The organism is Enterobacter sp. QK-SA4 (assembly GCF_056856775.1).
This window is the reverse complement of sequence record NZ_JBXFXH010000007.1, coordinates 2,053,599-2,077,972: the sequence shown is the minus strand read 5'-3', so window position 1 is coordinate 2,077,972 and position 24,374 is coordinate 2,053,599. Positions and strand designations below refer to the sequence as shown.

General features: G+C 53.8%; 29 protein-coding genes and 1 other annotated feature. Of the genes, 15 read left to right on the top strand and 14 right to left on the bottom strand.

The genetic code is table 11. The features are described from left to right. Positions 1 to 35 precede the first annotated feature (35 nt). The 8 genes from rluB to rnm form a co-directional block, all read right to left on the bottom strand. Positions 36 to 911, bottom strand: a complete 876-nt coding sequence (rluB, locus tag AC1VYI_RS11445; protein WP_023312076.1) for a 23S rRNA pseudouridine(2605) synthase RluB — start codon at positions 909 to 911, stop codon at positions 36 to 38. Between the two features lie 350 nt (positions 912 to 1,261). Then, positions 1,262 to 2,382, bottom strand: a protein-coding gene (locus AC1VYI_RS11440; RefSeq protein ID WP_087451024.1) for an IS3-like element ISSen4 family transposase whose coding sequence is annotated in 2 segments (ribosomal slippage) — positions 1,262 to 2,124 and positions 2,124 to 2,382 — 1,122 coding nt in all. Because the reading frame shifts where the segments join, the coding sequence is not laid out codon by codon here. A 172-nt stretch (positions 2,383 to 2,554) separates the two neighbouring features. Then, positions 2,555 to 2,983 (bottom strand): hypothetical protein, encoded by a 429-nt coding sequence (locus AC1VYI_RS11435; RefSeq protein WP_134866110.1) that lies wholly within the window; start codon positions 2,981 to 2,983, stop codon positions 2,555 to 2,557. A gap of 215 nt (positions 2,984 to 3,198) precedes the next feature. Further along, entirely contained in the window at positions 3,199 to 3,834 is a 636-nt protein-coding gene (locus AC1VYI_RS11430) for a DUF4145 domain-containing protein (protein WP_134866109.1), read from the bottom strand. Between the two features lie 17 nt (positions 3,835 to 3,851). Then, positions 3,852 to 4,133: a 7(1) septoil knot domain-containing protein gene (locus AC1VYI_RS11425; protein WP_219284638.1), complete on the bottom strand. Its 282-nt coding sequence runs from the start codon at positions 4,131 to 4,133 to the stop codon at positions 3,852 to 3,854. A gap of 5 nt (positions 4,134 to 4,138) precedes the next feature. Beyond that, a complete protein-coding gene (locus AC1VYI_RS11420) occupies positions 4,139 to 4,291 on the bottom strand; it encodes a hypothetical protein (protein ID WP_158513735.1) in 153 nt (50 codons plus the stop codon). 340 nt (positions 4,292 to 4,631) lie between these two features. Beyond that, a complete protein-coding gene (locus AC1VYI_RS11415; protein ID WP_003856793.1) occupies positions 4,632 to 5,252 on the bottom strand; it encodes an L-threonylcarbamoyladenylate synthase in 621 nt (206 codons plus the stop codon). After that, positions 5,249 to 6,130 carry an RNase RNM gene (rnm, locus tag AC1VYI_RS11410; RefSeq protein ID WP_134866108.1) on the bottom strand — a complete coding sequence of 294 codons (882 nt, stop codon included), beginning with the start codon at positions 6,128 to 6,130 and terminating at the stop codon, positions 5,249 to 5,251. Before rnm ends, AC1VYI_RS11415 begins: the two co-directional genes overlap by 4 nt. Positions 6,131 to 6,269: 139 nt before the next feature. Here rnm and trpL point away from each other — a divergent pair, with 139 nt between their 5' ends. The 6 genes from trpL (at position 6,270) to trpA (ending at position 12,941) form a co-directional block, all read left to right on the top strand. Beyond that, positions 6,270 to 6,314: a trp operon leader peptide gene (gene trpL, locus AC1VYI_RS11405; protein ID WP_071524153.1), complete on the top strand. Its 45-nt coding sequence runs from the start codon at positions 6,270 to 6,272 to the stop codon at positions 6,312 to 6,314. Next, positions 6,291 to 6,384, top strand: a sequence feature (Trp leader region). (Overlaps the previous gene by 24 nt.) Before the next feature lie 24 nt (positions 6,385 to 6,408). Next, positions 6,409 to 7,971 (top strand): anthranilate synthase component 1, encoded by a 1,563-nt coding sequence (locus tag AC1VYI_RS11400; protein WP_134866107.1) that lies wholly within the window; start codon positions 6,409 to 6,411, stop codon positions 7,969 to 7,971. Continuing rightward, on the top strand, positions 7,971 to 9,566 hold the full coding sequence (trpD, locus tag AC1VYI_RS11395; RefSeq protein ID WP_023312079.1) for a bifunctional anthranilate synthase glutamate amidotransferase component TrpG/anthranilate phosphoribosyltransferase TrpD: 1,596 nt from the start codon (positions 7,971 to 7,973) through the stop codon (positions 9,564 to 9,566). The genes AC1VYI_RS11400 and trpD overlap by 1 nt, the downstream gene beginning before the upstream one ends. A gap of 3 nt (positions 9,567 to 9,569) precedes the next feature. Continuing rightward, on the top strand, positions 9,570 to 10,928 hold the full coding sequence (trpCF, locus tag AC1VYI_RS11390) for a bifunctional indole-3-glycerol-phosphate synthase TrpC/phosphoribosylanthranilate isomerase TrpF (protein ID WP_045355895.1): 1,359 nt from the start codon (positions 9,570 to 9,572) through the stop codon (positions 10,926 to 10,928). A 10-nt stretch (positions 10,929 to 10,938) separates the two neighbouring features. Further along, positions 10,939 to 12,132, top strand: a complete 1,194-nt coding sequence (trpB, locus tag AC1VYI_RS11385) for a tryptophan synthase subunit beta (RefSeq protein WP_134866106.1) — start codon at positions 10,939 to 10,941, stop codon at positions 12,130 to 12,132. Further along, entirely contained in the window at positions 12,132 to 12,941 is an 810-nt protein-coding gene (gene trpA / locus AC1VYI_RS11380; RefSeq protein WP_134866105.1) for a tryptophan synthase subunit alpha, read from the top strand. The genes trpB and trpA overlap by 1 nt, the downstream gene beginning before the upstream one ends. 133 nt (positions 12,942 to 13,074) lie before the next feature. Here the strand turns inward: trpA and AC1VYI_RS11375 are convergent, their stop codons facing one another. After that, positions 13,075 to 13,710 carry a response regulator transcription factor gene (locus AC1VYI_RS11375; protein ID WP_134866104.1) on the bottom strand — a complete coding sequence of 212 codons (636 nt, stop codon included), beginning with the start codon at positions 13,708 to 13,710 and terminating at the stop codon, positions 13,075 to 13,077. A 618-nt stretch (positions 13,711 to 14,328) separates the two neighbouring features. Between AC1VYI_RS11375 and yedE the strand changes: the two genes are divergently transcribed. The 3 genes from yedE (at position 14,329) to AC1VYI_RS11360 (ending at position 16,235) form a co-directional block, all read left to right on the top strand. Further along, positions 14,329 to 15,540, top strand: coding sequence for a selenium metabolism membrane protein YedE/FdhT (yedE, locus tag AC1VYI_RS11370; RefSeq protein ID WP_134866103.1), 1,212 nt, complete (start codon positions 14,329 to 14,331; stop codon positions 15,538 to 15,540). Further along, the gene (yedF, locus tag AC1VYI_RS11365) at positions 15,537 to 15,770 is read left to right on the top strand and encodes a sulfurtransferase-like selenium metabolism protein YedF (RefSeq protein ID WP_003856774.1); all 234 of its coding nucleotides are present in this window, start codon (positions 15,537 to 15,539) and stop codon (positions 15,768 to 15,770) included. Before yedE ends, yedF begins: the two co-directional genes overlap by 4 nt. A 126-nt stretch (positions 15,771 to 15,896) precedes the next feature. After that, positions 15,897 to 16,235, top strand: a complete 339-nt coding sequence (locus AC1VYI_RS11360; RefSeq protein ID WP_047174179.1) for a hypothetical protein — start codon at positions 15,897 to 15,899, stop codon at positions 16,233 to 16,235. A 46-nt stretch (positions 16,236 to 16,281) separates the two neighbouring features. On the opposite strand, the gene ompW is transcribed toward AC1VYI_RS11360, so the two are convergent. After that, positions 16,282 to 16,914: an outer membrane protein OmpW gene (gene ompW / locus AC1VYI_RS11355; RefSeq protein ID WP_023312086.1), complete on the bottom strand. Its 633-nt coding sequence runs from the start codon at positions 16,912 to 16,914 to the stop codon at positions 16,282 to 16,284. A 282-nt stretch (positions 16,915 to 17,196) separates the two neighbouring features. On the opposite strand from ompW, the gene AC1VYI_RS11350 reads away from it, so the two are divergent. The 4 genes from AC1VYI_RS11350 (at position 17,197) to yciA (ending at position 19,466) form a co-directional block, all read left to right on the top strand. Beyond that, on the top strand, positions 17,197 to 17,601 hold the full coding sequence (locus AC1VYI_RS11350; RefSeq protein ID WP_021240310.1) for a YkgJ family cysteine cluster protein: 405 nt from the start codon (positions 17,197 to 17,199) through the stop codon (positions 17,599 to 17,601). A gap of 25 nt (positions 17,602 to 17,626) precedes the next feature. Continuing rightward, positions 17,627 to 18,370 carry a YciC family protein gene (locus AC1VYI_RS11345; protein WP_023312087.1) on the top strand — a complete coding sequence of 248 codons (744 nt, stop codon included), beginning with the start codon at positions 17,627 to 17,629 and terminating at the stop codon, positions 18,368 to 18,370. Between the two features lie 56 nt (positions 18,371 to 18,426). Next, positions 18,427 to 18,966 carry a septation protein A gene (locus AC1VYI_RS11340; RefSeq protein WP_023312088.1) on the top strand — a complete coding sequence of 180 codons (540 nt, stop codon included), beginning with the start codon at positions 18,427 to 18,429 and terminating at the stop codon, positions 18,964 to 18,966. A gap of 104 nt (positions 18,967 to 19,070) precedes the next feature. Further along, the gene (gene yciA / locus AC1VYI_RS11335) at positions 19,071 to 19,466 is read left to right on the top strand and encodes an acyl-CoA thioester hydrolase YciA (RefSeq protein WP_008502796.1); all 396 of its coding nucleotides are present in this window, start codon (positions 19,071 to 19,073) and stop codon (positions 19,464 to 19,466) included. A gap of 39 nt (positions 19,467 to 19,505) precedes the next feature. Here yciA and tonB read toward each other — a convergent pair whose 3' ends face one another. After that, entirely contained in the window at positions 19,506 to 20,228 is a 723-nt protein-coding gene (gene tonB / locus AC1VYI_RS11330) for a TonB system transport protein TonB (protein ID WP_226484507.1), read from the bottom strand. 220 nt (positions 20,229 to 20,448) lie between these two features. Here tonB and AC1VYI_RS11325 point away from each other — a divergent pair, with 220 nt between their 5' ends. Beyond that, on the top strand, positions 20,449 to 20,745 hold the full coding sequence (locus tag AC1VYI_RS11325) for a YciI family protein (protein WP_023312090.1): 297 nt from the start codon (positions 20,449 to 20,451) through the stop codon (positions 20,743 to 20,745). A gap of 41 nt (positions 20,746 to 20,786) precedes the next feature. Here the strand turns inward: AC1VYI_RS11325 and AC1VYI_RS11320 are convergent, their stop codons facing one another. From AC1VYI_RS11320 to AC1VYI_RS11310, 3 genes are all read right to left on the bottom strand, one after another. After that, complete coding sequence (locus tag AC1VYI_RS11320) at positions 20,787 to 21,740, bottom strand: helix-turn-helix domain-containing GNAT family N-acetyltransferase (RefSeq protein ID WP_134866102.1); 954 nt, start codon at positions 21,738 to 21,740, stop codon at positions 20,787 to 20,789. Positions 21,741 to 21,833: 93 nt separating this feature from the next. Continuing rightward, positions 21,834 to 22,469, bottom strand: a complete 636-nt coding sequence (gene leuE, locus AC1VYI_RS11315; protein ID WP_023312092.1) for a leucine efflux protein LeuE — start codon at positions 22,467 to 22,469, stop codon at positions 21,834 to 21,836. A gap of 109 nt (positions 22,470 to 22,578) precedes the next feature. Beyond that, positions 22,579 to 22,752, bottom strand: coding sequence for a YciY family protein (locus tag AC1VYI_RS11310; RefSeq protein ID WP_086379783.1), 174 nt, complete (start codon positions 22,750 to 22,752; stop codon positions 22,579 to 22,581). A gap of 144 nt (positions 22,753 to 22,896) precedes the next feature. Between AC1VYI_RS11310 and cls the strand changes: the two genes are divergently transcribed. Then, positions 22,897 to 24,357 (top strand): cardiolipin synthase, encoded by a 1,461-nt coding sequence (cls, locus tag AC1VYI_RS11305; RefSeq protein ID WP_008502791.1) that lies wholly within the window; start codon positions 22,897 to 22,899, stop codon positions 24,355 to 24,357. Positions 24,358 to 24,374: the final 17 nt, after the last annotated feature.

The following is a 24,374-nucleotide window of genomic DNA, read 5'->3' as shown; positions in this document are numbered from 1 at the left end:
AGAAAAAAGCCCGGTGCGTTCACCGGGCTTTTATATTAACCGTTGTTGTTACGGCTCCCGGAGCGGCGGCTGCTGCTCACCTGGCTGTGGCGCTTCACCGCGCGACGGATCTGATTCGCCTTCATGCGACGACGATCTTTTTCCACCGCCACTTTTGAGGTGGTTTCCGGCGTCAGGCCAACCAGCTCGCGCAGGTAGTTGGTTTGGGTCAGATCCAGTTCGGTATAACCCCCGCGCGGCAGACCTTTCGGCAGCAGAATGTCACCGTAACGAACGCGGATCAGGCGGCTCACCTGGACGCCTACCGCTTCCCAGAGACGACGCACCTCGCGGTTACGGCCTTCGGTCAGGGTCACGTTGTACCACTGGTTAATGCCTTCCCCACCGGTAAATTTGATGGTTTTGAACGCCGCAGGACCGTCTTCAAGCTGAACGCCACGCGACAGATCGCGCAGTTTATTTTCGTCAACCTGGCCAAATACGCGCACCGCGTATTCACGTTCCACTTCACGGCTTGGGTGCATCAGACGGTTTGCCAGTTCACCATCGGTGGTGAACAGCAGCAGACCGCAGGTGTTCACGTCCAGACGACCGACGGCAATCCAGCGAGCGCCACGCAGTTTAGGCAGACGGTCAAACACCGTCGGACGACCTTCCGGGTCGTTGCGGGTGCACAGCTCGCCTTCCGGCTTGTAGTAAGCCAGCACGCGGCAGATCTGTTCAGCGGACTCTTTCACGGAGATGAGGTGACCGTCGATGCGGATCTTCAGCCCCGGTACGATTTCAACGCGGTCACCCAGCGTGGCGATTTTACCGTCCACACTCACGCGACCCGCTTCAATAATGGCTTCGATTTCACGGCGTGAGCCGTGGCCGGCGCGCGCCAGCACTTTCTGTAACTTCTCGCTCATTGAGCTTCCTCAGGTGTCGCCTTCACAGGCGTCTGGTATACTTTCTAAAACAACGAGTTAGCTAATAAATCGACTTAACTCACTGATCTGTAACTATTTCATGGTACACAGCATGGCAAACAACATGTCACACAAGCTGTCACACACAATGATTCGTGGGCGCACATACTACACTAACTTTAGACTAAATGATTCAACAAGTTTTGTGCGTCTGAGTCTCGGTACTGATAGCCGAAAGCAAGCAGAAGTGATCATGAATCAGATCCGCCCTTTCATTCCCCTTGTGCAGAATGGAACGATGAGCCTCGAAGAGTTTAAACGTGACCTGCCCCCACGATTAGATACAACACTCAGTTAGTAACGTCGGAATCTTCATTCTCAGAATGACCCTTTCTCCAGCCCGCTGCAAATTCAGACGGTGTCTGATAATTCAGCGTGGAGTGCGGGCGGCATTCGTTATAATCCTGCCGCCAGTCATTAATAATTTTCCTGGCATGAACGATATCGCTGAACCAGTGCTCATTCAAACATTCATCGCGAAATCGTCCGTTAAAGCTCTCAATAAATCCGTTCTGCGTTGGCTTGCCCGGCTGGATTAAGCGCAACTCAACACCATGCTCAAAAGCCCATTGATCCAGTGCACGGCAAGTGAACTCCGGCCCCTGGTCAGTTCTTATCGTCGCCGGATAGCCTCGAAACAGTGCAATGCTGTCCAGAATACGCGTGACCTGAACGCCTGAAATCCCAAAGGCAACAGTGACCGTCAGGCATTCCTTTGTGAAATCATCGACGCAGGTAAGACACTTGATCCTGCGACCGGTGGAAAGTGCGTCCATGACGAAATCCATCGACCAGGTCAGATTGGGCGCCGCCGGACGGAGCAGCGGCAGACGTTCTGTTGCCAGCCCTTTACGACGTCTTCTGCGTTTTACGCCCAGGCCACTGAGGTGATAAAGCCGGTACACGCGCTTATGATTAACATGAAGCCCTTCACGGCGCAGCAACTGCCAAATACGACGGTAGCCAAAACGCCTGCGCTCCAGTGCCAGCTCAGTGATGCGCCCTGATAAATGCGCATCAGCAGCCGGACGGTGAGCCTCATAGCGGCAGGTCGACAGGGATAAACCTGTAAGCCTGCAGGCACGACGTTGCGACAGACCGGTCGCATCACACATCAACATCACGGCTTCCCGCTTCTGGTCTGTCGTCAGTACTTTCGCCCAAGAGCCACCTGAAGCGCCTCTTTATCCAGCATGGCTTCGGCAAGCAGCTTCTTGAGTCTGGCGTTCTCTTCCTCAAGCGACTTCAGGCGCTTAACTTCAGGCACCTCCATACCGCCATACTTCTTACGCCAGGTGTAAAACGTGGCATCGGAAATGGCATGCTTGCGGCAGAGTTCACGGGCGGGTACCCCAGCTTCGGCTTCGCGGAGAATACTGATGATCTGTTCGTCGGAAAAACGCTTCTTCATGGGGATGTCCTCATGTGGCTTATGAAGACATTACTAACATCGGGGTGTACTAATCAACGGGGAGCAGGTCATCTGCTCTATAGTCTTCTACTGAAACCTTTTTAACTTCCATAATAACCTCTTTTGCTATGTTAGTAATGAACAAAGGGAAATATGATTTAAGTGATAGCCATTACCTTAGATAATAGTTTGATTGGCAGTTTCTACAGTTCCAGTGCTCACTTATATTCCAGTTACGGTCGGCTTCAACAAACCTTAAATGGAATACCAATGAGTCTTTCTCATAGCATTTAGTACAATATGGTGTTTTATCTCCTTCCAGCCAATAAATCTTGCCATCGAAACGAAGTTTATTCTTTCCTTCAAGCTGTGCTTTAAGAGATTGGATCTCTTCTTCCTTACTTAGCAAAACAGCTTTAAGGCTGACGAACTCACTTTTTACTTCTACCAAATCATCAAGCAAATCGATCAACGTATTACGCATTTCTGCGGCATTAAGTTCGTCATCCCCTTTCTTACGAAGATTACGCACTAAGTCAACGGATTTGTTAACAAGTTCTAGAGTGCCTGAGATAGCAGCAATAGAAGCCGGATCAGCCATTGAAAAGTCCCTTACTAAAAAATCAAAGTGAGCAGATTATAACCTTACCCTTAGACGAAACAAACGACTAACAAAGAAAAATCCCACTTAACTCGTAAACAATATATCCGTTTATGCAGTTTACAAATTAAACCAGTGGAAGGGATGCTTAGTTATTCTTTAAACTCGATTTCCTGGTGATCAAGTTCCCCATTACTATGGGGCGCAATGCCCCTTTATGCCTTAGCTTTATCTCTACCTTCAATCCCTTTAAGGGCATTTGCAGGTAGATTTTGGAACATAGCATCGATTTCTTTATGACGAGTTATCTGCTCTGACACAATGATATTGAGCAACCTAAATAAGCTTTGCGCCAGTTGTGGATCATCATCCAAGCTTATTTCCCCAGGGTGAACCGCCTGATTGCCTACTATTCGACAAATGTCAGCAGCTTTTTGCACTAAAGGCGGCAACCCTTTGGCAACAAGTGATTGGATGTCTTCATTGATATTTTTTCCTGGTTCACCTAAATGAATCATTAACTTTTGAAGACAAAGACGCAGAAGAGCGGCAGCCCCTTTAGGGGATAAACTAACAATGTCCCTGGCTTCCATATAGTCCACTTTGCAGTTTTCGGGCATATCAGGATTGGGCATTTCAATCGTTGAACTCCGTGGAACAATCAGTTTCTCATCATGCCAGTGGCTATATTTCTCACAACATGAACATATGCTCAGCTCCATATCACCCTTGATCTGATGGCCATACCTCACAAAGATGAGGCTATACCATTCCTGCTTAGCATACGCATCACAGTGAGGGCAATTGAAAGCTTCTTCACGGTACGTTGGAGCTTTGTACGGAGTTCCCATTTCTAACTTCCCTTTAGTCAAAGTTTACCTTTCAGTGGATGTTCTCTCGTCCATCCAGCAACACTACGTGATGTCACATAACAAATAAGTAAATCAGCGGAAGAGCGCGAAGTGACAAACTTAACTTTCGATGAAGCAACACTTCGAGACGTTACCTCACACCATAACCCATCCATACCTTGAGACACACTTCGAGACTCAACTCTACAAACCAACAGATCGGCTACTGATCTTGAACCGACCACACAAACAGCAATATCGGCAGCACTACGGCTGCCCACTTCACAGATCCACGCCATAGACATTACTCCTGTTTGTTTTTATCCCCGTTATCTTGCCGCATGGATTCTATAAACTCCCGCTGCTCTTGCGTGAATGCAAGCTCATCCAGCAAGCGATCTAACTCTTCTTTGGGTGATTCCTTTTGAATCTGTCTGTTCCCGATCGCCATGCTCACCCTTGATTCATTAGGATTAATCTTAGGTTAACCAGGGTACATACAATGCGCAACTAACAGATTTTGGAAATGAGAAGTCATAAACCCTCGGTATTGATATCCAGAAAAGACTTGTACCAGGGAAGACATTAACGGCAGGGAAAGGTGTACATACATGATGAGTGTCGCGATGTGGCTAATGGCTGTCACACAAGCTGGTAACAACCATTACCCGAGACATATTAAATCATTGATTATAAATGATTTAATATTTATCTTGTGCGCCTTCACAGGCGTCGAATCAGGTCAAAAGAGGGCTGAGCCCTGCTTTGATGGCCGCGTAGTATATCTGCTTATACCTTTACAAGAAAGGCTTTACGTCACCCACGCCTTCACGAATCACTTCCGGTGCATCTTCGGTTAAGTCGACCACTGTGGTCGGCTGCTGGCCGAGATAGCCGCCGTGAATAATCAGCTCGACCACCTTCTCCAGACGATCTTTGATCTCTTCCGGATCGGACTCGGTAAACTCACTTCCGGGCAGCATCAGCGAGGTAGAAAGCATCGGTTCGCCGAGGGTTTCCAGCAGCGCCTGCGCAATCGGGTTCGACGGCACGCGCATACCGATGGTTTTGCGTTTCTCCTGCAGCAGACGACGCGGTACTTCCTTCGTGCCCTTCAGGATGAAGGTGTAGTTGCCCGGCGTGTTGTTCTTAATCAGGCGAAACGCCACGTTATCAACATACGCATAGGTCGACAGCTCAGAGAGATCGCGGCACATCAGAGTAAAGTTATGGCCGTCCGGCAGCTGGCGAATACGGCAAATGCGCTCCATTGCCCCTTTATCTTCAATTTTACAGCCCAGCGCATAGCCTGAATCGGTCGGGTAGACAATCACGCCACCTTTGCGGACGATCTCCACGGCCTGGTTGATCAGACGTGGCTGCGGGTTATCCGGATGGATATAGAAAAACTGACTCATACTTCCCTCTCTTCAATTTGCTGCGGCTGTTCCCAGAGCTGCCAGACCGGCTCAACGCCAGCGGGCAACCAGAGCTTGCGCCCCAGTTCGATCCACGCGCAGGGCTGATGGAAATCAGAGCCCTGTGACCCAAGCAGGCCGAACTGGCGGGCATAGGTCGCGAGCTGCGCGCGCTCGTTGGGCGCCTGCTGACACTGGGCGACTTCCATCGCCTCGCCACCGCATTCGGCAAAGTGTGCCAGCAGCCTTTTCAGCCATTTAGCAGAAAGATTATACCGCCCAGGATGGGCCAGCACGGCCTTACCGCCAGAATGATGAATCACATCAATAGCTTGTTTTATTGTACACCACTGTGGCGGAACGTATCCGGTTTTACCGCGTGCCAGATACTTTTTAAAGACGTCCGCCATGTTCGTCGCTTTGCCCGCCTCGACCAGAAAACGGGCGAAATGACCGCGGGTGACCGCCCCGCCGTTCGCCATCTTTTGCGCGCCTTCCAGCGCGCCCGGAATATGCGCCTTTTCCAGACGCTCGCCGATCATCTCTGCGCGCTGATTGCGGCGCGTTTTTTGTTCTTGCAAAAATGCCGTAAGTGCCGGATGGTCTATATCGATGTTCAGGCCAACAATATGAATCTCATGGTTTTCCCAGACGGTCGAGATCTCGACGCCGGACACCAGATTCAGCGCCAGCCCGCTGCGGGCAATCTCTGCGCGCGCCGCCGGAATGGCATCAGTGGTATCGTGATCGGTTATCGCCAGCGTGCCGACGCGCATTTCAACGGCGCGATGAACCAGGGCTTCGGGTGTCAGCAGGCCGTCAGAGGCCTGAGTATGGCTGTGTAAATCATAAATAATGGCGTAGGTGGTATCGCTCAAAGCACTTCCCATAACAGGTTGGAGACATCCGAAAACACCATGATACCGACTTAACGCGAAATTCTGAAATCAAGGGTTGACAACTTGCCATCGAACTAGTTAACTAGTACGCAAGTTCACACGAGAAAGGTATCTGAAAATGACAGCACATTTCGCTCTTCACGGCTGGTGGCGCACTTCCTGATCTTCGGGCAGTGTCACGCGTCTGCGAAATGCAAACAGATACCCGCCCGCTACCCAGCGGGCTTTTTTTTTGAACAAAATATGAGAACAACAACATGCAAACAGCCAAACCTCATCTCGAACTGCTGACCTGCGAGGCGGCCTATCGCCACAACCCGACCGCGCTGTTTCATCAGGTGTGCGGGGCACGTCCGGCAACGCTGCTGCTGGAATCGGCGGATATCGACAGCAAGGACGATCTCAAGAGCCTGCTGCTGGTCGACAGCGCGCTGCGCATTACCGCTTTAGGTGACACTGTCACCATCAAGGCATTATCAGACAATGGCGCATCGCTGCTGCCGCTGCTGGATGCCGCCCTGCCGTCGGGCATTGAAAATGAACGTCATCCAGAAATGCGCATTCTGCATTTCCCGCCGGTGAGCCAGCTGCTGGACGAAGACGCGCGCCTCTGCTCCCTGTCCGTTTTCGATGCCTTCCGCCTGCTGCAGAATCTGGTCACCGTGCCGGAAGACGAGCGTGAGGCGATGTTCTTCGGCGGGCTGTTTGCTTACGACCTGGTTGCCGGTTTTGAAGATTTGCCGGAAACCGAGCAGGGCAATCGCTGCCCGGATTATTGCTTCTATCTGGCTGAAACGCTGCTGGTGATCGACCACCAGAAGCAATACACCCGCATCCAGGCAAGCCTGTTCACGCCCTCTGCCGCTGAGAAAAACCGTCTTGAGCACTGCATCGCTCAGCTGCAGCAGCAGATGACGGAAGCACCACCCGCGCTGCCGGTGCAGCGCGTGGAGAAAATGACCTGCGACGTTAACCAGACTGACGATCAGTACGGCGCCGTGGTTGGCCAGATGCAAAAAGCGATTCGCGCCGGGGAAATTTTCCAGGTCGTGCCGTCCCGTCGCTTCTCGCTGCCCTGCCCGTCGCCGCTCGCAGCCTACGACGTGCTGAAAAAGAGTAACCCAAGCCCGTACATGTTCTTCATGCAGGACAACGAATTCACGCTGTTCGGCGCCTCGCCGGAAAGCTCGCTGAAATACGACGCCACCAGCCGTCAGATTGAGATCTACCCGATTGCCGGTACCCGTCCGCGCGGACGCCGCGCCGATGGCTCGCTGGACCGCGATCTGGACAGCCGCATCGAGCTGGAGATGCGCACCGACCATAAAGAACTCTCCGAGCACCTGATGCTGGTTGACCTGGCGCGTAACGATCTGGCACGCATTTGTACTCCCGGCAGCCGCTACGTGGCGGACCTGACCAAAGTCGACCGCTATTCGTTCGTGATGCACCTGGTCTCCCGCGTGGTCGGCGAGCTGCGCCACGATCTCGACGTGCTGCACGCCTACCGCGCCTGCATGAACATGGGCACCCTCAGCGGCGCGCCGAAAGTACGCGCCATGCAGCTGATTGCCGCCGCCGAAGGACGCCGTCGCGGCAGCTACGGCGGCGCGGTGGGCTACTTCACCGCCCACGGTGACCTCGACACCTGCATCGTAATCCGCTCCGCCTACGTTGAAGACGGTATCGCCACCGTTCAGGCGGGTGCCGGGATTGTTCTTGATTCTGTTCCGCAGTCTGAAGCTGACGAAACGCGCAGTAAAGCCCGTGCGGTCCTACGAGCCATTGCTACCGCACACCATGCACAGGAGATTTTCTGATGGCTGACATTCTGCTGCTCGATAATATCGACTCCTTTACCTATAACCTGGCAGATCAGCTGCGTGCGAATGGCCACAACGTCGTTATCTACCGCAACCACGTTCCGGCGCAGACCCTGATTGACCGTCTGGCCACCATGCAAAACCCGGTGCTGATGCTCTCCCCGGGGCCAGGCGCGCCGAGCGAAGCGGGCTGTATGCCGGAGCTGCTGACCCGCATGCGCGGGAAACTGCCGATCGTCGGCATCTGCCTCGGCCATCAGGCGATTGTTGAAGCCTACGGCGGCTACGTTGGCCAGGCGGGTGAGATCCTGCACGGTAAAGCGTCCAGCATTGAACATGACGGCCAGGCGATGTTTGCCGGGCTGCCGAACCCGCTCCCGGTCGCGCGCTATCATTCGCTGGTTGGCAGCAATATTCCCGCCGGGCTGACGATCAACGCCTCGTTTGAAGGCATGGTGATGGCGGTGCGCCACGATGCGGACCGCGTCTGCGGCCTGCAGTTCCACCCGGAATCAATCCTGACCTCCCACGGCGCCCGCCTGCTGGAGCAGACGCTCGACTGGGCGTTACAGAAGCTGGAGCAGACCAACACCCTGCAGCCGATTCTGGAAAAACTGTACCAGGCGCAGACCCTGAGCCAGCAGGAGAGCCATCAGCTCTTCTCCGCCGTGGTTCGCGGTGAGCTGAAGCCTGAGCAGCTGGCAGCCGCGCTGGTGAGCATGAAGGTGCGCGGCGAAAGCCCGCAGGAGATCGCTGGTGCCGCCACGGCACTGCTGGAAAATGCCGCCCCGTTCCCGCGCCCGGACTATCAGTTTGCGGATATTGTCGGTACCGGCGGTGACGGCAGTAACAGCATCAATATCTCCACCGCCAGCGCCTTCGTGGCGGCGGCGTGTGGTTTGAAGGTCGCGAAGCACGGCAACCGCAGCGTGTCCAGCCGGTCAGGTTCTTCCGATCTGCTCGCCGCATTCGGTATTAACCTCGATATGAACGCCGAGCGTTCCCGTGAAGCGCTGGATGACCTGGGCGTCTGCTTCCTGTTTGCGCCGAAGTACCACACCGGTTTCCGCCACGCGATGCCGGTTCGTCAGCAGCTTAAAACCCGCACGCTGTTTAACGTGCTCGGCCCGCTGATCAACCCGGCCCACCCGCCGCTGGCGCTGATTGGCGTTTACAGCCCGGAACTGGTTCTGCCGATTGCCGAGACGCTGCGCGTGCTGGGTTATCAGCGTGCCGCCGTAGTGCACAGCGGCGGTATGGATGAGGTTTCTCTTCATGCGCCAACGCTGGTGGCCGAACTGCGCGACGGTGAAATCCTGAGCTATCAGCTGGAGGCTGCCGACTTCGGCCTTGCGCCATACCATCAGGAGGCGCTGGCAGGCGGTACGCCGGAAGAAAACCGTGACATTCTCACGCGCTTATTACAAGGTAAAGGAGAGGTCGCCCATGAGGCCGCCGTTGCTGCCAACGTCGCCATGCTGATGCGTTTGCACGGTGAGGAAGACCTGAAGGCCAACGTTCAAAAAGTTCTGGATGTACTGCGCTCCGGTGCAGCTTACGATCGCGTTACCGCACTTGCGGCAAGAGGGTAAAGAATGCAGACCGTTTTAGCGAAAATCGTTGCCGATAAGGCCATCTGGGTGGAAGCCCGCAAGCAACAGCAGCCGCTTGCCAGTTTCCAGAATGACGTCGTCCCGAGCAGCCGTCGTTTCTATGACGCCCTGCGGGGTACGCGCACCGCGTTTATTCTTGAGTGCAAAAAAGCGTCCCCCTCCAAAGGCGTTATTCGTGACGATTTCGACCCGGCGCGTATTGCCGGCATTTACAAGCATCATGCTTCAGCCATCTCCGTGCTGACGGATGAGAAATATTTTCAGGGCAGCTTCGATTTTCTGCCCATCGTCAGCGGCATCGCGCCGCAGCCGATCCTGTGCAAAGACTTTATTATCGACCCATATCAGATCTGGCTGGCGCGTTTTTACCAGGCCGACGCCTGCCTGCTGATGCTCTCGGTGCTCGACGATGAGCAGTATCGCCAGCTTTCCGCCGTGGCGCACAGCCTGAATATGGGCGTGCTGACCGAAGTGAGCAACGAAGAGGAGCTGGAGCGCGCGATTGCGCTGGAAGCCAAAGTGGTCGGCATTAACAACCGCGATCTGCGCGACCTGTCCATTGACCTTAACCGTACGCGTCAGCTGGCGCCGCGTCTGGGGTCTGGCGTCACGGTGATCAGCGAATCCGGCATTAACAGCTACGCCCAGGTGCGCGAGCTGAGCCACTTCGCCAACGGTTTCCTGATTGGCTCCGCCATGATGGAACATGACGATCTCAATGCGGCTGTGCGTCGCGTGCTGCTGGGTGAAAACAAAGTCTGCGGCTTAACCCGCGAACAGGATGCTCAGGCCGCGTATGAAGCCGGGGCGATTTATGGCGGGCTGATCTTTGTGGATTCCTCTCCTCGCGCGGTCAGCGTAGAGCAGGCGCGTAAGGTCATCGCAGCGGCTCCGCTCAGCTACGTGGGCGTTTTCCGCAATGCAGATATTGCAGACGTTGCGGCAAAAGCCGACGCGTTATCCCTGAGCGCGGTGCAGCTCCACGGCGATGAAGACCAGATCTATATCGATGCCCTGCGCGCCGCGCTGGCACCACAGGTGCAGATCTGGAAAGCGCAAAGCGTTGGCGATACGTTGCCCTCGCGTAACCTGAACCACGTGGATAAATACGTCCTCGATAACGGCCAGGGCGGTACCGGCCAGCGTTTTGACTGGTCGCTGCTGAACGGCGCAAAGCTGGACAACGTCCTGCTGGCGGGTGGATTAGGCCCGGATAACTGCGTAGAAGCCGCTAAAACCGGCTGCGCAGGCCTCGATTTCAATTCAGGCGTAGAGTCCCAGCCGGGTATCAAAGATGCCAGCAAGCTGGCCTCGGTTTTTAAAACTCTGCGTGCATATTAAGGAAGAGAAGATGACGACATTACTTAACCCGTATTTTGGTGAGTTCGGCGGGATGTACGTCCCGCAAATCCTGATGCCCGCGCTGCGCCAGCTGGAAGAAGCGTTTGTCAGCGCGCAGAAAGACCCGGCGTTTCAGGCTGAATTTACCGACCTGCTGAAAAATTACGCCGGTCGTCCGACCGCGCTGACCAAATGCCGCAACCTGACGGAAGGCACCAAAACCACGCTGTATCTGAAGCGTGAAGACCTGCTGCACGGCGGCGCGCATAAAACTAACCAGGTGCTGGGTCAGGCGCTGCTTGCGAAGCGTATGGGCAAAACCGAAATCATCGCCGAAACCGGTGCGGGTCAGCACGGCGTGGCCTCTGCGCTTGCCAGCGCCCTGCTCGGTCTGAAATGCCGCATCTATATGGGAGCAAAAGACGTTGAGCGTCAGTCTCCGAACGTCTTCCGTATGCGTCTGATGGGAGCAGAAGTGATCCCGGTGCACAGCGGCTCCGCGACGCTGAAAGACGCCTGTAACGAAGCGCTGCGCGACTGGTCTGGCAGCTATGAAACCGCACACTATATGCTCGGTACCGCGGCTGGCCCGCACCCGTTCCCGACTATCGTGCGCGAATTCCAGCGCATGATCGGTGAAGAGACCAAAGCGCAGATCCTCGAAAAAGAGGGTCGCCTCCCGGATGCGGTGATCGCCTGCGTCGGCGGCGGCTCCAACGCCATCGGTATGTTCGCAGACTTTATCGACGACACCAGCGTGGGCCTGATTGGCGTCGAGCCTGCCGGTCACGGCATTGAATCGGGTGAACACGGCGCGCCGCTGAAGCATGGCCGCGTGGGGATCTACTTCGGGATGAAATCCCCGATGATGCAAACCGAGGAGGGTCAGATTGAAGAGTCTTACTCTATTTCTGCCGGCCTCGACTTCCCGTCCGTCGGGCCGCAGCATGCGTATCTGAACAGCATCGGCCGCGCTGACTATGTCTCCATTACCGATGACGAAGCGCTGGAAGCCTTCAAAATGCTGTGCCGCAGCGAAGGGATCATCCCGGCGCTGGAGTCTTCGCACGCGCTGGCGCACGCGCTGAAAATGATGAAAGAAAACCCGGAAAAAGAGCAGCTACTGGTGGTGAACCTTTCCGGACGCGGTGACAAAGATATCTTCACCGTTCACGATATTCTGAAAGCACGAGGGGAAATCTGATGGAACGCTATGATAACGTATTTGCAGAGCTGAAATCGCGCCAGGAAGGCGCGTTCGTTCCCTTCGTCACCCTGGGCGATCCGGGCCCGGAACAGTCGCTGAAGATTATCGACACCCTGATTGAATCCGGGGCCGACGCGCTGGAGCTGGGTATTCCGTTCTCCGATCCGCTGGCGGATGGCCCGACCATCCAGAATGCGACGCTGCGCGCATTCGCCTCCGGTGTGACGCCAACCCAGTGCTTCGAGATGCTGGCGGCGATTCGCCAGAAGCACCCGACCATTCCGATCGGCCTGCTGATGTACGCCAACCTGGTCTTTAACCGCGGTATTGATGAGTTCTATGCCGAGTGCGCGCGCGTGGGCGTCGACTCCGTTCTGGTGGCAGACGTGCCGGTTGAGGAGTCTGCGCCATTCCGTCAGGCAGCGATGCGCCATAACGTCGCCCCGATTTTCATCTGCCCGCCGAACGCCGATGACGAACTGCTGCGCCAGATTGCCTCTTACGGACGCGGGTATACCTACCTGCTCTCCCGCGCGGGCGTGACCGGTGCCGAGAATAAAGCCGCCCTGCCGCTGCATCATCTGGTGGAGAAGCTGGACGAGTACCATGCCGCGCCTCCGCTGCAGGGGTTCGGGATTTCATCCCCGGATCAGGTCACCGCAGCGATTGACGCGAAGGCGGCTGGTGCCATCTCCGGCTCCGCGATTGTGAAGATCATCGAAAAGAATGTGGACAAGCCCGAGCAGATGCTGGCCGAGCTAAAAGCGTTTGTAACCGCAATGAAAGCGGCGACGCGTAAAGCATAACCTCTCTACCGTCTGGCTTCCTGCCAGACGGTTCCCCTTCCTGGTTATCACTCTTCATGCTGCTGACGTGCGGGCTGCTATTTAAGAACGCAATTGACAGGCCAGTAATGATGAATGCCTCAATTATGCTTTATTAATAACGTTTCCGGGGCGGGCATCGGGACTTACCAATTTGTAAAGTACCGGCAGCATGGACCAAATCAGCTAAAGTACGAACCTGCATTTTATCCATAACCCGACGTCGATGGACCTTCACGGTAATTTCTGATATGCCCAGTTCAGACGCAATTTGTTTGTTTTGCAGGCCATTAATCGCCAACTCAAAGGTCTGCTTCTCGCGCCGTGTCAATGCCTGATAGTTTTTACAAAGCTCGAATATTCTTTGCTGCTCTAAAAAATTATTAGTCGCTTCGATTAGCACATCTTTCACGACATTGATAAATTGTTCCGGTTCGACTGGCTTAGTCAAAAAGTCCCGAACACCTGCTTTCATCGCTTGTACGCAGAGTGGGATTGAGCCGGCCATAGTCAGGATAATTATCGGTATTGTACAGCCCCGTTCCTTCAGGGCATCTATCACATCGAAACCGTTAGTGTCTGGCATGTTAATTTCAAGTATTAAGCATGAGGGATGATCAACTATGGGGCAGGAGAGAAATTCTTCGGCATTTTTGAAGTCAAAAGTTTGATAACCTTTCGCCATTAACAATTTAACCACAAACAGCCTATATGCATCATCATCATCGATAACATAAACAACATCTTCCATAACACTCTCTCCTCACCAGGCCTTCGACGTACATAATACGAGCGGAGGCGTCCATTCACAAAAAATTTTAGAATTGCCAGCTTCTATGTCTGATATCGTTTAATAACCGGAAGTAACAAAATCAAAGACTAACAGTCCATATGCGAATATTCTAATTTAGCAAAGGTAATTAGCATGAGGATATTCTGAAAAAAAGATTCATATAATAGTCGTTTTTGAGCAGGGGTACTGTTAAAACTCATCCGTCAAGCAAACCCTTTTGTATATATTTGACTCATATCGCGGGAATTACCTTAGCCCTGTCGTTTTAAGGTGCAGTTTTTATATCTGCCAGGTGGTTAGCTGAATAAGAGTGCGTTTTTGGTGTTAACGCCGATTCGGGATCCACCCGCACTCCGCCAGAGTCTCTGTCAGAACATCAGGTATATCAACGGCTCTTGCTTCTCTGAATTCCGCAGCCGTACCGAGAATCCAAACGCAGCACGGTTTAATGACTAAGGTCATAAAAAGAGGCGGTATTTTGCAGAAAAGGTTTTGAGAGGTTTTGAGGCAAACGAAAAAGATATATATTCCAGTCCGTTAAATTCACTTACACCTTCTGAGTTCAGAGGCTTATTCATGTCATGGCACGCCTTCAAACAGACTTACCTGGTTAAGTTCTGGTCACCTGTTCCGGCCGTTATCGCGGCAGGCATTCTCTCTACCTACTATTTCGGCATCACCGGCACCTTCTGGGCCGTGACCGGCGAGTTCACCCGCTGGGGTGGTCAATTGCTACAGCTCGCTGGCGTGCATACCGAAGAGTGGGGTTACTTTAAACTCATTCATCTGGACGGCACGCCGCTCACCCGCATCGACGGGATGATGATCGTCGGCATGTTCGGCGGCTGTTTCGCGGCGGCGCTGTGGGCAAACAACGTTAAGTTGCGGATGCCCAAAAGCCGTATTCGCATAATGCAGGCGGTGGTCGGCGGTATCATTGCCGGGTTTGGCGCCCGCCTGGCGATGGGCTGTAACCTGGCCGCTTTCTTTACGGGGATTCCTCAGTTTTCGCTTCACGCCTGGTTCTTTGCCGTCGCCACGGCCATCGGCTCTTACTTCGGTGCCAAATTCACCCTGCTGCCGCTGTTCCGCATTCCGGTGAAAATGACAAAAGTCAGCGCTGCGTCACCGTTAACCCAGAACCCAGACCAGGCGCGTCGCCGTTTCCGCCTCGGTATGCTGGTCTTTTTGGCTATGGTCGCCTGGGCGCTTTGCACTGCAATGAATCAGCCCAAACTCGGCCTGGCGATGCTGTTCGGCGTGGGTTTTGGTCTGCTCATTGAACGCGCGCAGATCTGCTTTACCTCCGCGTTTCGCGATATGTGGATCACCGGCCGTACGATGATGGCAAAGGCGATTATCGCCGGGATGGCGGTCAGCGCCATCGGTATCTTCAGCTATGTTCAGCTCGGCGTCGAACCGAAAATCATGTGGGCCGGTCCTAACGCGGTCATTGGCGGCCTGCTGTTCGGCTTCGGGATCGTGCTGGCTGGCGGGTGTGAAACCGGCTGGATGTACCGCGCCGTTGAAGGTCAGGTGCATTACTGGTGGGTGGGCCTGGGAAATGTTATCGGCTCGACGATCCTGGCTTACTTCTGGGACGATCTGTCTCCGGCGCTTGCCACGAGTTGGGACAAGGTAAACCTGTTGAACACCTTCGGGCCTCTCGGTGGCCTGCTGGTCACCTACGCCCTGCTGCTGGTCGCTTTTTTACTGGTTGTCGCGCAGGAGAAACGCTTCTTCCGTCGCGCGAGTGTTAAAACAGAAACCCAGGAGAATGCTGCATGAAAGAGATCGTGCCCGATTACCGTCTGGATATGGTCGGTGAACCCTGCCCTTATCCGGCTGTTGCCACGCTTGAAGCCCTACCGCAGCTCAAAAAAGGGGAAATTCTGGAAGTGGTCAGCGACTGTCCGCAGTCCATCAACAACATTCCGCTGGATGCGAAAAACCACGGCTACACGGTGCTGGATATCCAGCAGGATGGCCCGACCATTCGCTATTTGATTCAAAAATGATCGCTAAGGGCCTCGCGAGGGGCCTTTATCGTATTGAATTATAAGACATCTTGATCCACGGCAAAAACGCGTTTTTTGACTTAAGTAAAATCTCACTTCCCTTTTGAAGGAGGTTTTCGCGGTTTGATGTATTTACGAGCTTTACTGGTTTTCGCCTTATTGATTCCCTTCCATGCGCTGTCCCTGAATTTCTCTTCTACCTTCCTGCGCCTTAATTGTCCGCAAAGAGGACTTGTCGAGGTCATTCTGCACGTTTATGACCATACCCAGGAACGATGGCACGGCCATTTTGAAACCGGCGCGGGACATAAACGTGCAGGTGATACCGAAATCATCCCGTTTGCCAACGGCGATATTCTCTTTCATTCCCTGTCCAGCGACGCTTTCAGCTATTTATATGATGGAGAAAATATCCTGAGGCACTGCGTAAAGCTTGATGAGCGGCCGGTTTATCCGTCGTTTTGAAGTGAGCAAAGCAAACTGGCCACCCTGTGGCCAGTTTGACGGGGGATTAGAAACGATAACCCGCAGAGAACATAAACACCCACGGATCCAGGCGAGTATTGATACTTTGCTGCTGACCGCCCGCTTTGAAGCGTACGTCCGTATCAATATCCATGTACCAGACCGAGGCGTTAATCAGCCAGTCGCGGTTAATTAGATAATCCAGACCGACCTGCCCCGCCATACCCCATGAATCTTTCAGGCTGAGGTCAGTCAGACCGGCCTCTTTACCGGTATCGTTAAACTTCTCGTCGAAGAAAGTGGTGTAGTTCACACCGGCACCAATATAAGGACGCACCTTGCTGCTGGCATCACCAAAGTACCATTGCGCCATCAGCGTTGGCGGTAAATGGTGAACCGTAGCGATATCACCGGTTGCGCCCAGACCTACGCGATGACGGAACGGCGTTGCAGCCAGAAGCTCAACACCAACGTTTTCCGTCGCCATATAGGTGAACGTTAACCCTAACTGGGTGTTATTACTGACGTTAAAACCGCCCATACCCAGCACGTTATCCGATCCTTCAGTCGGGCGAACCGTAGCCGAACCGGCACGAATAAAGAATTCGCCTGCTTCATGCGCATACGCGCCGCCAGAGAGACTGCTTAATACAAGGGCTGCCACCGCTAATTTTTTCATATCCGCTCCATCGTTGTGGTTTTAATCGCGGATGAGAATATACTCACAAATGAGTAATAAGTGATCTGCTACAGATCACATTAAAACCAGTAACTTAACATTCATTGATCTGGATTAATTTTTTGTTGCACATCCAAAAGCGATAAGTTGTTTCCATGTCAATTTTTGGCATTTCACGGTTACAAAATTTTCCCTTTTCCCCCTCTTGCTCTTCCTCTGGCGGCTGGATAATTTATCGCTCTCACAAGTTGATTTGATGCGTTCTTCTTTAGCAGGTGTGCCATGAGTGATATCAACCCGTGCATGACGTGCGGAGCCTGTTGTGCGTATTTTCGAGTCTCTTTCTACTGGGCCGAAGCCAGCGATGGCGGCGGTACCGTTCCGGTTCATCTCACAGAGCCGCTAACGCCTTTTCTGCGCTGCATGAGTGGCACAAACCAAAAGCAGGCCCGCTGCGTGGCGCTACAGGGCGAGCCCGGGGTCTCTACCAGGTGTTCCATCTATGAGGATCGGCCCAGCCCGTGCCGGGAATTTGCCATGTCGGGGGAGGATGGGCAGGTCAACGAAGCCTGCAATCGCGCCCGGGCGCGCGTTGGATTACCTCCGCTTTACAAAGATATGCTTTTCCATACAAGCCTTGATGCTGCCACAGCAGGTGCATCCGGTGTACAATTGCCGGCTAATTAACACCTGCAATACTCAAGGAGAGTGCATGTCTATCACGGCGAAGTCTGTCTACCGTGACACGGGAAACTTTTTCCGCAATCAGTTCATAACCTTTTTACTGATCGCGTTGCTATGTGCCTTTATCACGGTGGTGCTGGGCCATGCCTTCTCACCGAGTGATGAACAGATTGCCAGCCTGAGCCAGGGCGACCACCTCGCCGGAAGCGTGGGGCTGTTTGAACTGGTGCAAAACATGACGCCGGAGCAGCAACAGATTCTGCTGCGGGCGTCTGCCGCGTCAACGTTCTCAGGCCTGATTGGTAATGCGGTTCTGGCGGGCGGCGTTTTGCTGATGATTCAGCTGGTCTCGGCGGGTCACCGGGTCAGCGCCTTACGGGCGATTGGTGCGAGTGCGCCAGTCTTACCTAAGCTGTTTATCCTGATCTTTTTAACCACCATGCTGGTGCAAATGGGAATTATGCTGGTCGTGGTGCCGGGTGTTTTACTGGCTATCGTGCTTTCATTTGCGCCTGTGATGGTGGTGCAGGATAAGATGGGGATTTTTACCGCGATGCGCAGCAGCATCAGACTGGCATGGGCGAATATGCGTCTGGTGGCTCCCGCCGTGATCGGCTGGCTGCTCGCCAAAACGCTCCTGCTGTTGTTTGCACCGAATTTTGCGGTATTAACGCCGAACGTTGGCGCGGTAGTGGCGAATACGCTGAGCAATCTGATTTCAGCGGTACTGCTGGTCTATCTGTTCCGCCTGTATATGTTAATTCGTCAGTAATCCTGAGGCGGGCGGCATCGCTGCCACCCGCCCCGTTCAGAAGATGGAATCACAGAATGAAGCAGTTTCTTGATTTTTTACCGCTCGTGGTCTTTTTTGCTTTTTATAAGCTGTATGACATTTATGCCGCGACCACTGCGCTGATCGTTGCAACGGCTGTTGTTCTGATCTACAGCTGGGTTCGCTATCGTAAAGTCGAAAAGATGGCGCTGATAACGTTCGTCCTGGTCGCCGTGTTCGGCGGGCTTACGCTGTTCTTCCACAATGATGAATTTATTAAGTGGAAAGTGACCGTCATTTATGCGCTGTTCGCTGGTGCACTGTTAATCAGCCAGTGGGTGATGAAAAAACCGCTGATCCAGCGCATGCTGGGCAAAGAGCTGACGCTGCCTCAGGAAGTCTGGTCCCGTTTGAATATCGCCTGGGCGGTCTTCTTTATTCTCTGTGGTCTTGCCAATATCTATATCGCCTTCTGGCTGCCGCAGAATATATGGGTCAACTTCAAGGTCTTTGGCCTGACTGCGCTGACCCTTATCTTCACGCTGTTAAGCGGCGTATACATCTATCGCCACATGCCGCAAGACGACAAGCACTGATTAATGACTGATCAGAACGTCAACGACAGGCGTTCTGGTCTATTCTCTCCACTGTAAAATCATAGTAGCATCCCGCCTGAAGTCTTCCGTTACGAGTTAAAACAATGACAACAACTAACGCCCCGCAGGGCGAACTGGTTTTACGCACACTGGCAATGCCCGCTGACACCAATGCCAATGGCGATATTTTTGGCGGCTGGCTGATGTCGCAGATGGATATGGGCGGCGCAATTCTGGCAAAAGAGATTGCCCACGGGCGCGTGGTGACTGTGCGAGTGGACGGCATGACCTTCCTGCGCCCGGTTGCGGTGGGAGATGTGGTTTGCTGCTACGCGCGCTGCGTCAAACGCGGCAACACCTCTATTTCAATCAACATCGAAGTATGGGTTAAGAAAGTCTCTTCTGAACCTATTGGGCAGCGTTATAAGGCCACCGAAGCGCTGTTTATTTATGTTGCAGTGGACAGCGAGGGCAAACCTCGTCAACTTCCGCAGGCCTGATTGACAGGCAAAAAAAAAGCCTCCATCAGGAGGCTTTTTTTATTCCATTTGCGCCCCGCCATTCAGGCGGAAAACTATATTCACAATCAGTCCGTTGCCCGGTTTCCCGGCCTCATAGCGCCATCTGCGCATCGCCGATTTCACTTCGCGCTCAAACATATTAGAAGGCTGAGCGGACAATATTTCCACGTTGTCCACGCGGCCATCGGCAGTAACGTCAAATTTAACCCGTACGCGGCCTTCAATACGCAAGGCCTGCGCTCGCGCCGGATACTGAGGCTGGTTGCGACTCAGCGCGCGCGGACCCGCAGGGGCACTGACTGTCGGCTTAGGCGCGGCTGCGGTGTTATTCATCACCGGACGCGAAGGCGCCGCATTCTCCACCGTCTGGGTCGCGCGCGGTTCAACCGGACGTTCCTCGCGTTTCGGACGCTCCTCGACCTTCTTCACCGGCTTTGGCTTCGGCTTAGGTTTTGGCTTCGGTTCAGGTTTGTGGATCACTACCGGGGCTTCCTTCGGTGGCTCCGGAACGGGCTCGGGTTCTGGCTCAGGCTCTGCCACCGGCTGCGGCGGCGGAGGGGCAACCTGCGGCGGCTCGAGATCCGCTGGCGATACCATCGTCACCGAAACCGGCTGCGCGGGCGCGGGCATTTCAATAACCTGATGAACCGAGGTATACAGCAAACCCGCCACAACGGCACCGTGAATCACGACAGAAAGCAGCGTCGGCCAGGGAAAGCGGCGAGGTAAATCAAGGGTCATCGAAGTCATATTCATCAACGTTAAAAAACCGAACCCTGATTTTAAATGCAAATAGCAATCATATTCAATAAGACACTTTGTTCTGGCGCAACTTTAGCGCCTGAGAGGCCAAAAAAGGCGCATTCAGATCAGGGTATTAACATTGTTTTTATTTTACATTGCAGTCGTTTGCCCTTTCACATAACGTAACTGACACTTTTACCGGTTAAGGAGCTTCGCCGTGTTTTACGTGATTTACTCTGAAGATGTTGCTGATTCGCTCGAAAAACGCCAGTCTGTGCGCCCTGCGCACCTTGCACGTTTGCAGCTGCTCCAGGATGAAGGCCGTTTACTGACCGCTGGCCCCATGCCCGCAGTAGACAGCAACGATCCGGGCGCCGCCGGTTTTGCCGGCTCCACTGTGATTGCTGAGTTTGAATCTCAGGAAAGCGCTCAGGCATGGGCTGACGCAGATCCGTATGTTGCCGCAGGTGTGTATGCGAAAGTAACGGTCAGACCGTATAAGAAAGTGTTCTGATACCAAAGCGGCTCCGAAAGGAGCCTTTTTCATAGTAGAGGTTACGCGTCTCTGCGCCGGGTAAACTGTTGCTCCGTTATAAGGGTTCCCCACTGATCGCCCTCCCACTCTTTGGCGAGCGTAAATCCAAACGATTCGTATAAACGTCGTGCCGCAGTCAATTTATTGAATGTCCAGAGATGCACGGCAGAAAAACCCACGCTGTCGCAAAAACGCATCGCTTCGGTCAGCAATTTTTTCCCCACCCCACGTCCCCGGCAGCCATCGTCAAGAATAAACCAGCGAAGATGGGCTTCACCCGGCGCTAAATCCTCGCCGTCTATCGCCACTGACCCCATTATCCTGCCGTTCATCACCGCCAGCCAGATCTGGTTGCATGGCTTATCCAGGCGGTCACTAAATTCTGCAACCCCTGCGGCCACTTTGGCTTCAAAAAAGCGGCCAAAATGGTGCTCGCGCGCGTAATAAACCCCATGCATCTCCGCGACACGGCCAATCATGCCGGGAATATACCCCTTAACTATCGTGAGTTCGTCGGGGCGCGTGGCGTTGCCCTTTTCACGGCACGCCAGCAGCGCGTTGGCATAAAGGGAGAGTCCTTCAGAAATGGTCTGCTGCTGGGCAGGAACAAGACTCTTTATTGCTGAGACTACGCGCTCGTTGCTAAAGGTATTAATTTTACTGACCGTCTCATGACCTTTCGCGGTCAGCCTGAGACTCTTCGCTCTCGCATCTTCAGCTGAAATAACCTCCTCGAGCTCACCCGCGGCAATCAGACGAGCAAGCATACGGCTGACGCTGGACTTATCCAGCCCCAGCAGCTGCACCAGCTGACTCGCCGTCATCTCTTTGCGTAGGGCTATTTCGACCAGGGTATGGACGGCCGACGGTGAGTAATTCGTTGAGGCCAGGGTCGAGGCCATAAAGCCTAATTCTCGCACCATCAGGCGCGAGGAACGTCGAATAACACTGACTAGTGGAGTTTCGCTGTGCATGTTGTGCCCTCATCGGTTAGTTGCACTATACAACTAACAGTTGAGGTGTTGTCAAACATAATAAAAAGGCTCCCTCAGGAGCCTTTCAAACCATCAATGTAGCGACGCTAGCCTCGCCGCAAACCCGACAAACAGCAGCCCTATGAGCCCGTTCCCCAGCTTTGCCAGTTTCTTTTTCGTTTTCAGATAACGCGTCACAAACGCGCCGGAGAAGATCAGGAAGCTCATGTACATAAAGCTTATTAACTCCAGCGTCGTCGCGAGGATCAGGAAAGAAGTGCCGGTGCTCTGTGCATTCACGTCAATGAACTGAACGAAGAACGATACGTAGAACAGAATCGCTTTGGGATTGGTCAGGCTTAACACCAGCGAACGTTTCATGATCATACTGGCCGGTTCAGGGCCGCTCTCATGCGCATTTTTCTGGCGGTTCACCACTGACCAGAGCATTTTGCCGCCCAGCCAGAGCAGATAGAAGGCCCCGAGATAGCGCACGATATTAAACAGTACCGGCGTGGTCTGGATTAATGCCGCGACGCCCGCCCAGGCCAGAAACATCAGCACCGCATCGCCGATAAATACGCCCGTGGCGGCAAGATACCCTTTTTTAACGCCGTGACCGATCCCGGTTTTTAGCACAAACAGGGTATTCGGCCCTGGCACCAGCACGATAAAAAATGCGCCGACAACATACGTCCAGAAATTCAGAACGCCAAACTCCGCAAACACTTCTCCCTCCTTTTGCTAAACACAACAGGAATATCGCTGCAAATACGCTATTCCTAAAAAATCAGACGCTATAAAATCAGCGGGCACCCGTTACGGTGCCCTCATGGTTTCAGATATCCTGGACTGCGAACAGCAACGCGTTGCGGTGCCTGGTCAATCCACATTTTCTGATGGCGTGAATACGCATATTGCGGCGGGATTGAGCTTCCAGCCAACGAGCCTTGCGACGACTCACCTGTCGCAACATGCGCCAGCGCCCTACTTCTGTTCTACTGCGCTTCATGTCTACAACTCTTTAACTAACAGAGTCGCCATTATAAACCCAACCCGGCAGCAAACCAGCGCTTTTACCTGGCGTTTTTATTTGCCAGATGAATCCTGATGCGTACACTCATAACAATACGCTTTCAAAAGGATTTTTTTACCTATGACAACCTTCTACACCGTGGTGAGTTGGCTGGTCATTTTGGGATACTGGCTGTTAATCGCGGGTGTGACATTACGCATCCTGATGAAGCGCAGAGCCGTACCCTCTGCCATGGCCTGGCTTCTGATCATTTATATCCTCCCGCTGGTGGGAATTATTGCCTATCTCTCTTTCGGCGAGCTTCATCTGGGTAAACGCCGCGCCGAGCGGGCCCGCGCCATGTGGCCCTCCACCGCGAAGTGGCTGAACGACCTTAAAGCCTGCAAACATATTTTTGCCGAGGAGAACAGCAGCGTCGCCTCCTCACTGTTTAAGCTGTGCGAGCGCCGTCAGGGGATTGGCGGCGTCAAGGGCAATCAACTGCAGCTGCTGACCTCGTCCGACGACGTCATGCAGGCGTTAATCCGCGATATTCAGCTGGCGCGTCATAATATCGAGATGGTTTTTTATATCTGGCAGCCCGGCGGGATGGCTGATCAGGTCGCCGAGTCGCTGATGGCCGCCGCGCGGCGCGGCATTCATTGCCGCCTGATGCTCGACTCCGCGGGTAGCGTGGCATTTTTCCGTAGCCCCTGGGCGGGCATGATGCGTAATGCCGGGATCGAAGTGGTTGAGGCGTTGAAAGTGAATCTCCTGCGCGTATTTCTGCGCCGGATGGATCTTCGTCAGCATCGCAAAATGATCATGATCGATAACTATATTGCCTACACCGGCAGCATGAATATGGTTGACCCGCGCTTCTTCAAACAGGACTCGGGCGTAGGTCAATGGGTTGATTTGATGGCGCGAATGGAGGGGCCGATTGCCACCTCGATGGGCATCGTTTATTCCTGCGACTGGGAAATAGAAACCGGCAAGCGTATTCTGCCACCACCGCCGGACGGCAATATTATGCCGTTTGAAGAGGCCAGCGGTCACACCATTCATACCATTGCTTCCGGGCCGGGCTTCCCGGAAGACTTAATCCATCAGGCGCTGCTGACGGCAACCTACTCGGCGCGTGAATATCTGATCATGACGACGCCCTACTTTGTCCCCAGCGACGACCTCCTGCATGCGATCTGTACCGCCGCGCAGCGCGGTGTCGATGTGAGCATCATTTTGCCACGCAAAAATGACTCCCTACTGGTGGGCTGGGCCAGCCGGGCATTCTTCAGCGAACTGCTGGCCGCAGGGGTGAAAATTTACCAGTTTGAAGGCGGATTGCTCCACACCAAGAGCGTTCTTGTCGACGGTGAGCTGAGCCTGGTGGGAACGGTCAACCTGGATATGCGCAGCCTGTGGCTAAACTTTGAAATCACGCTGGTCATTGATGATGCCGGCTTTGGCGGCGACCTTGCGGCGGTGCAGGATGATTATATCTCCCGCTCGCGGCTGCTGGATGCCAGACTGTGGGTAAAACGACCGCTGTGGCAGAGAATTGCCGAACGACTGTTTTACTTCTTTAGTCCGTTGCTGTAAAACGTGCCCAACGATGT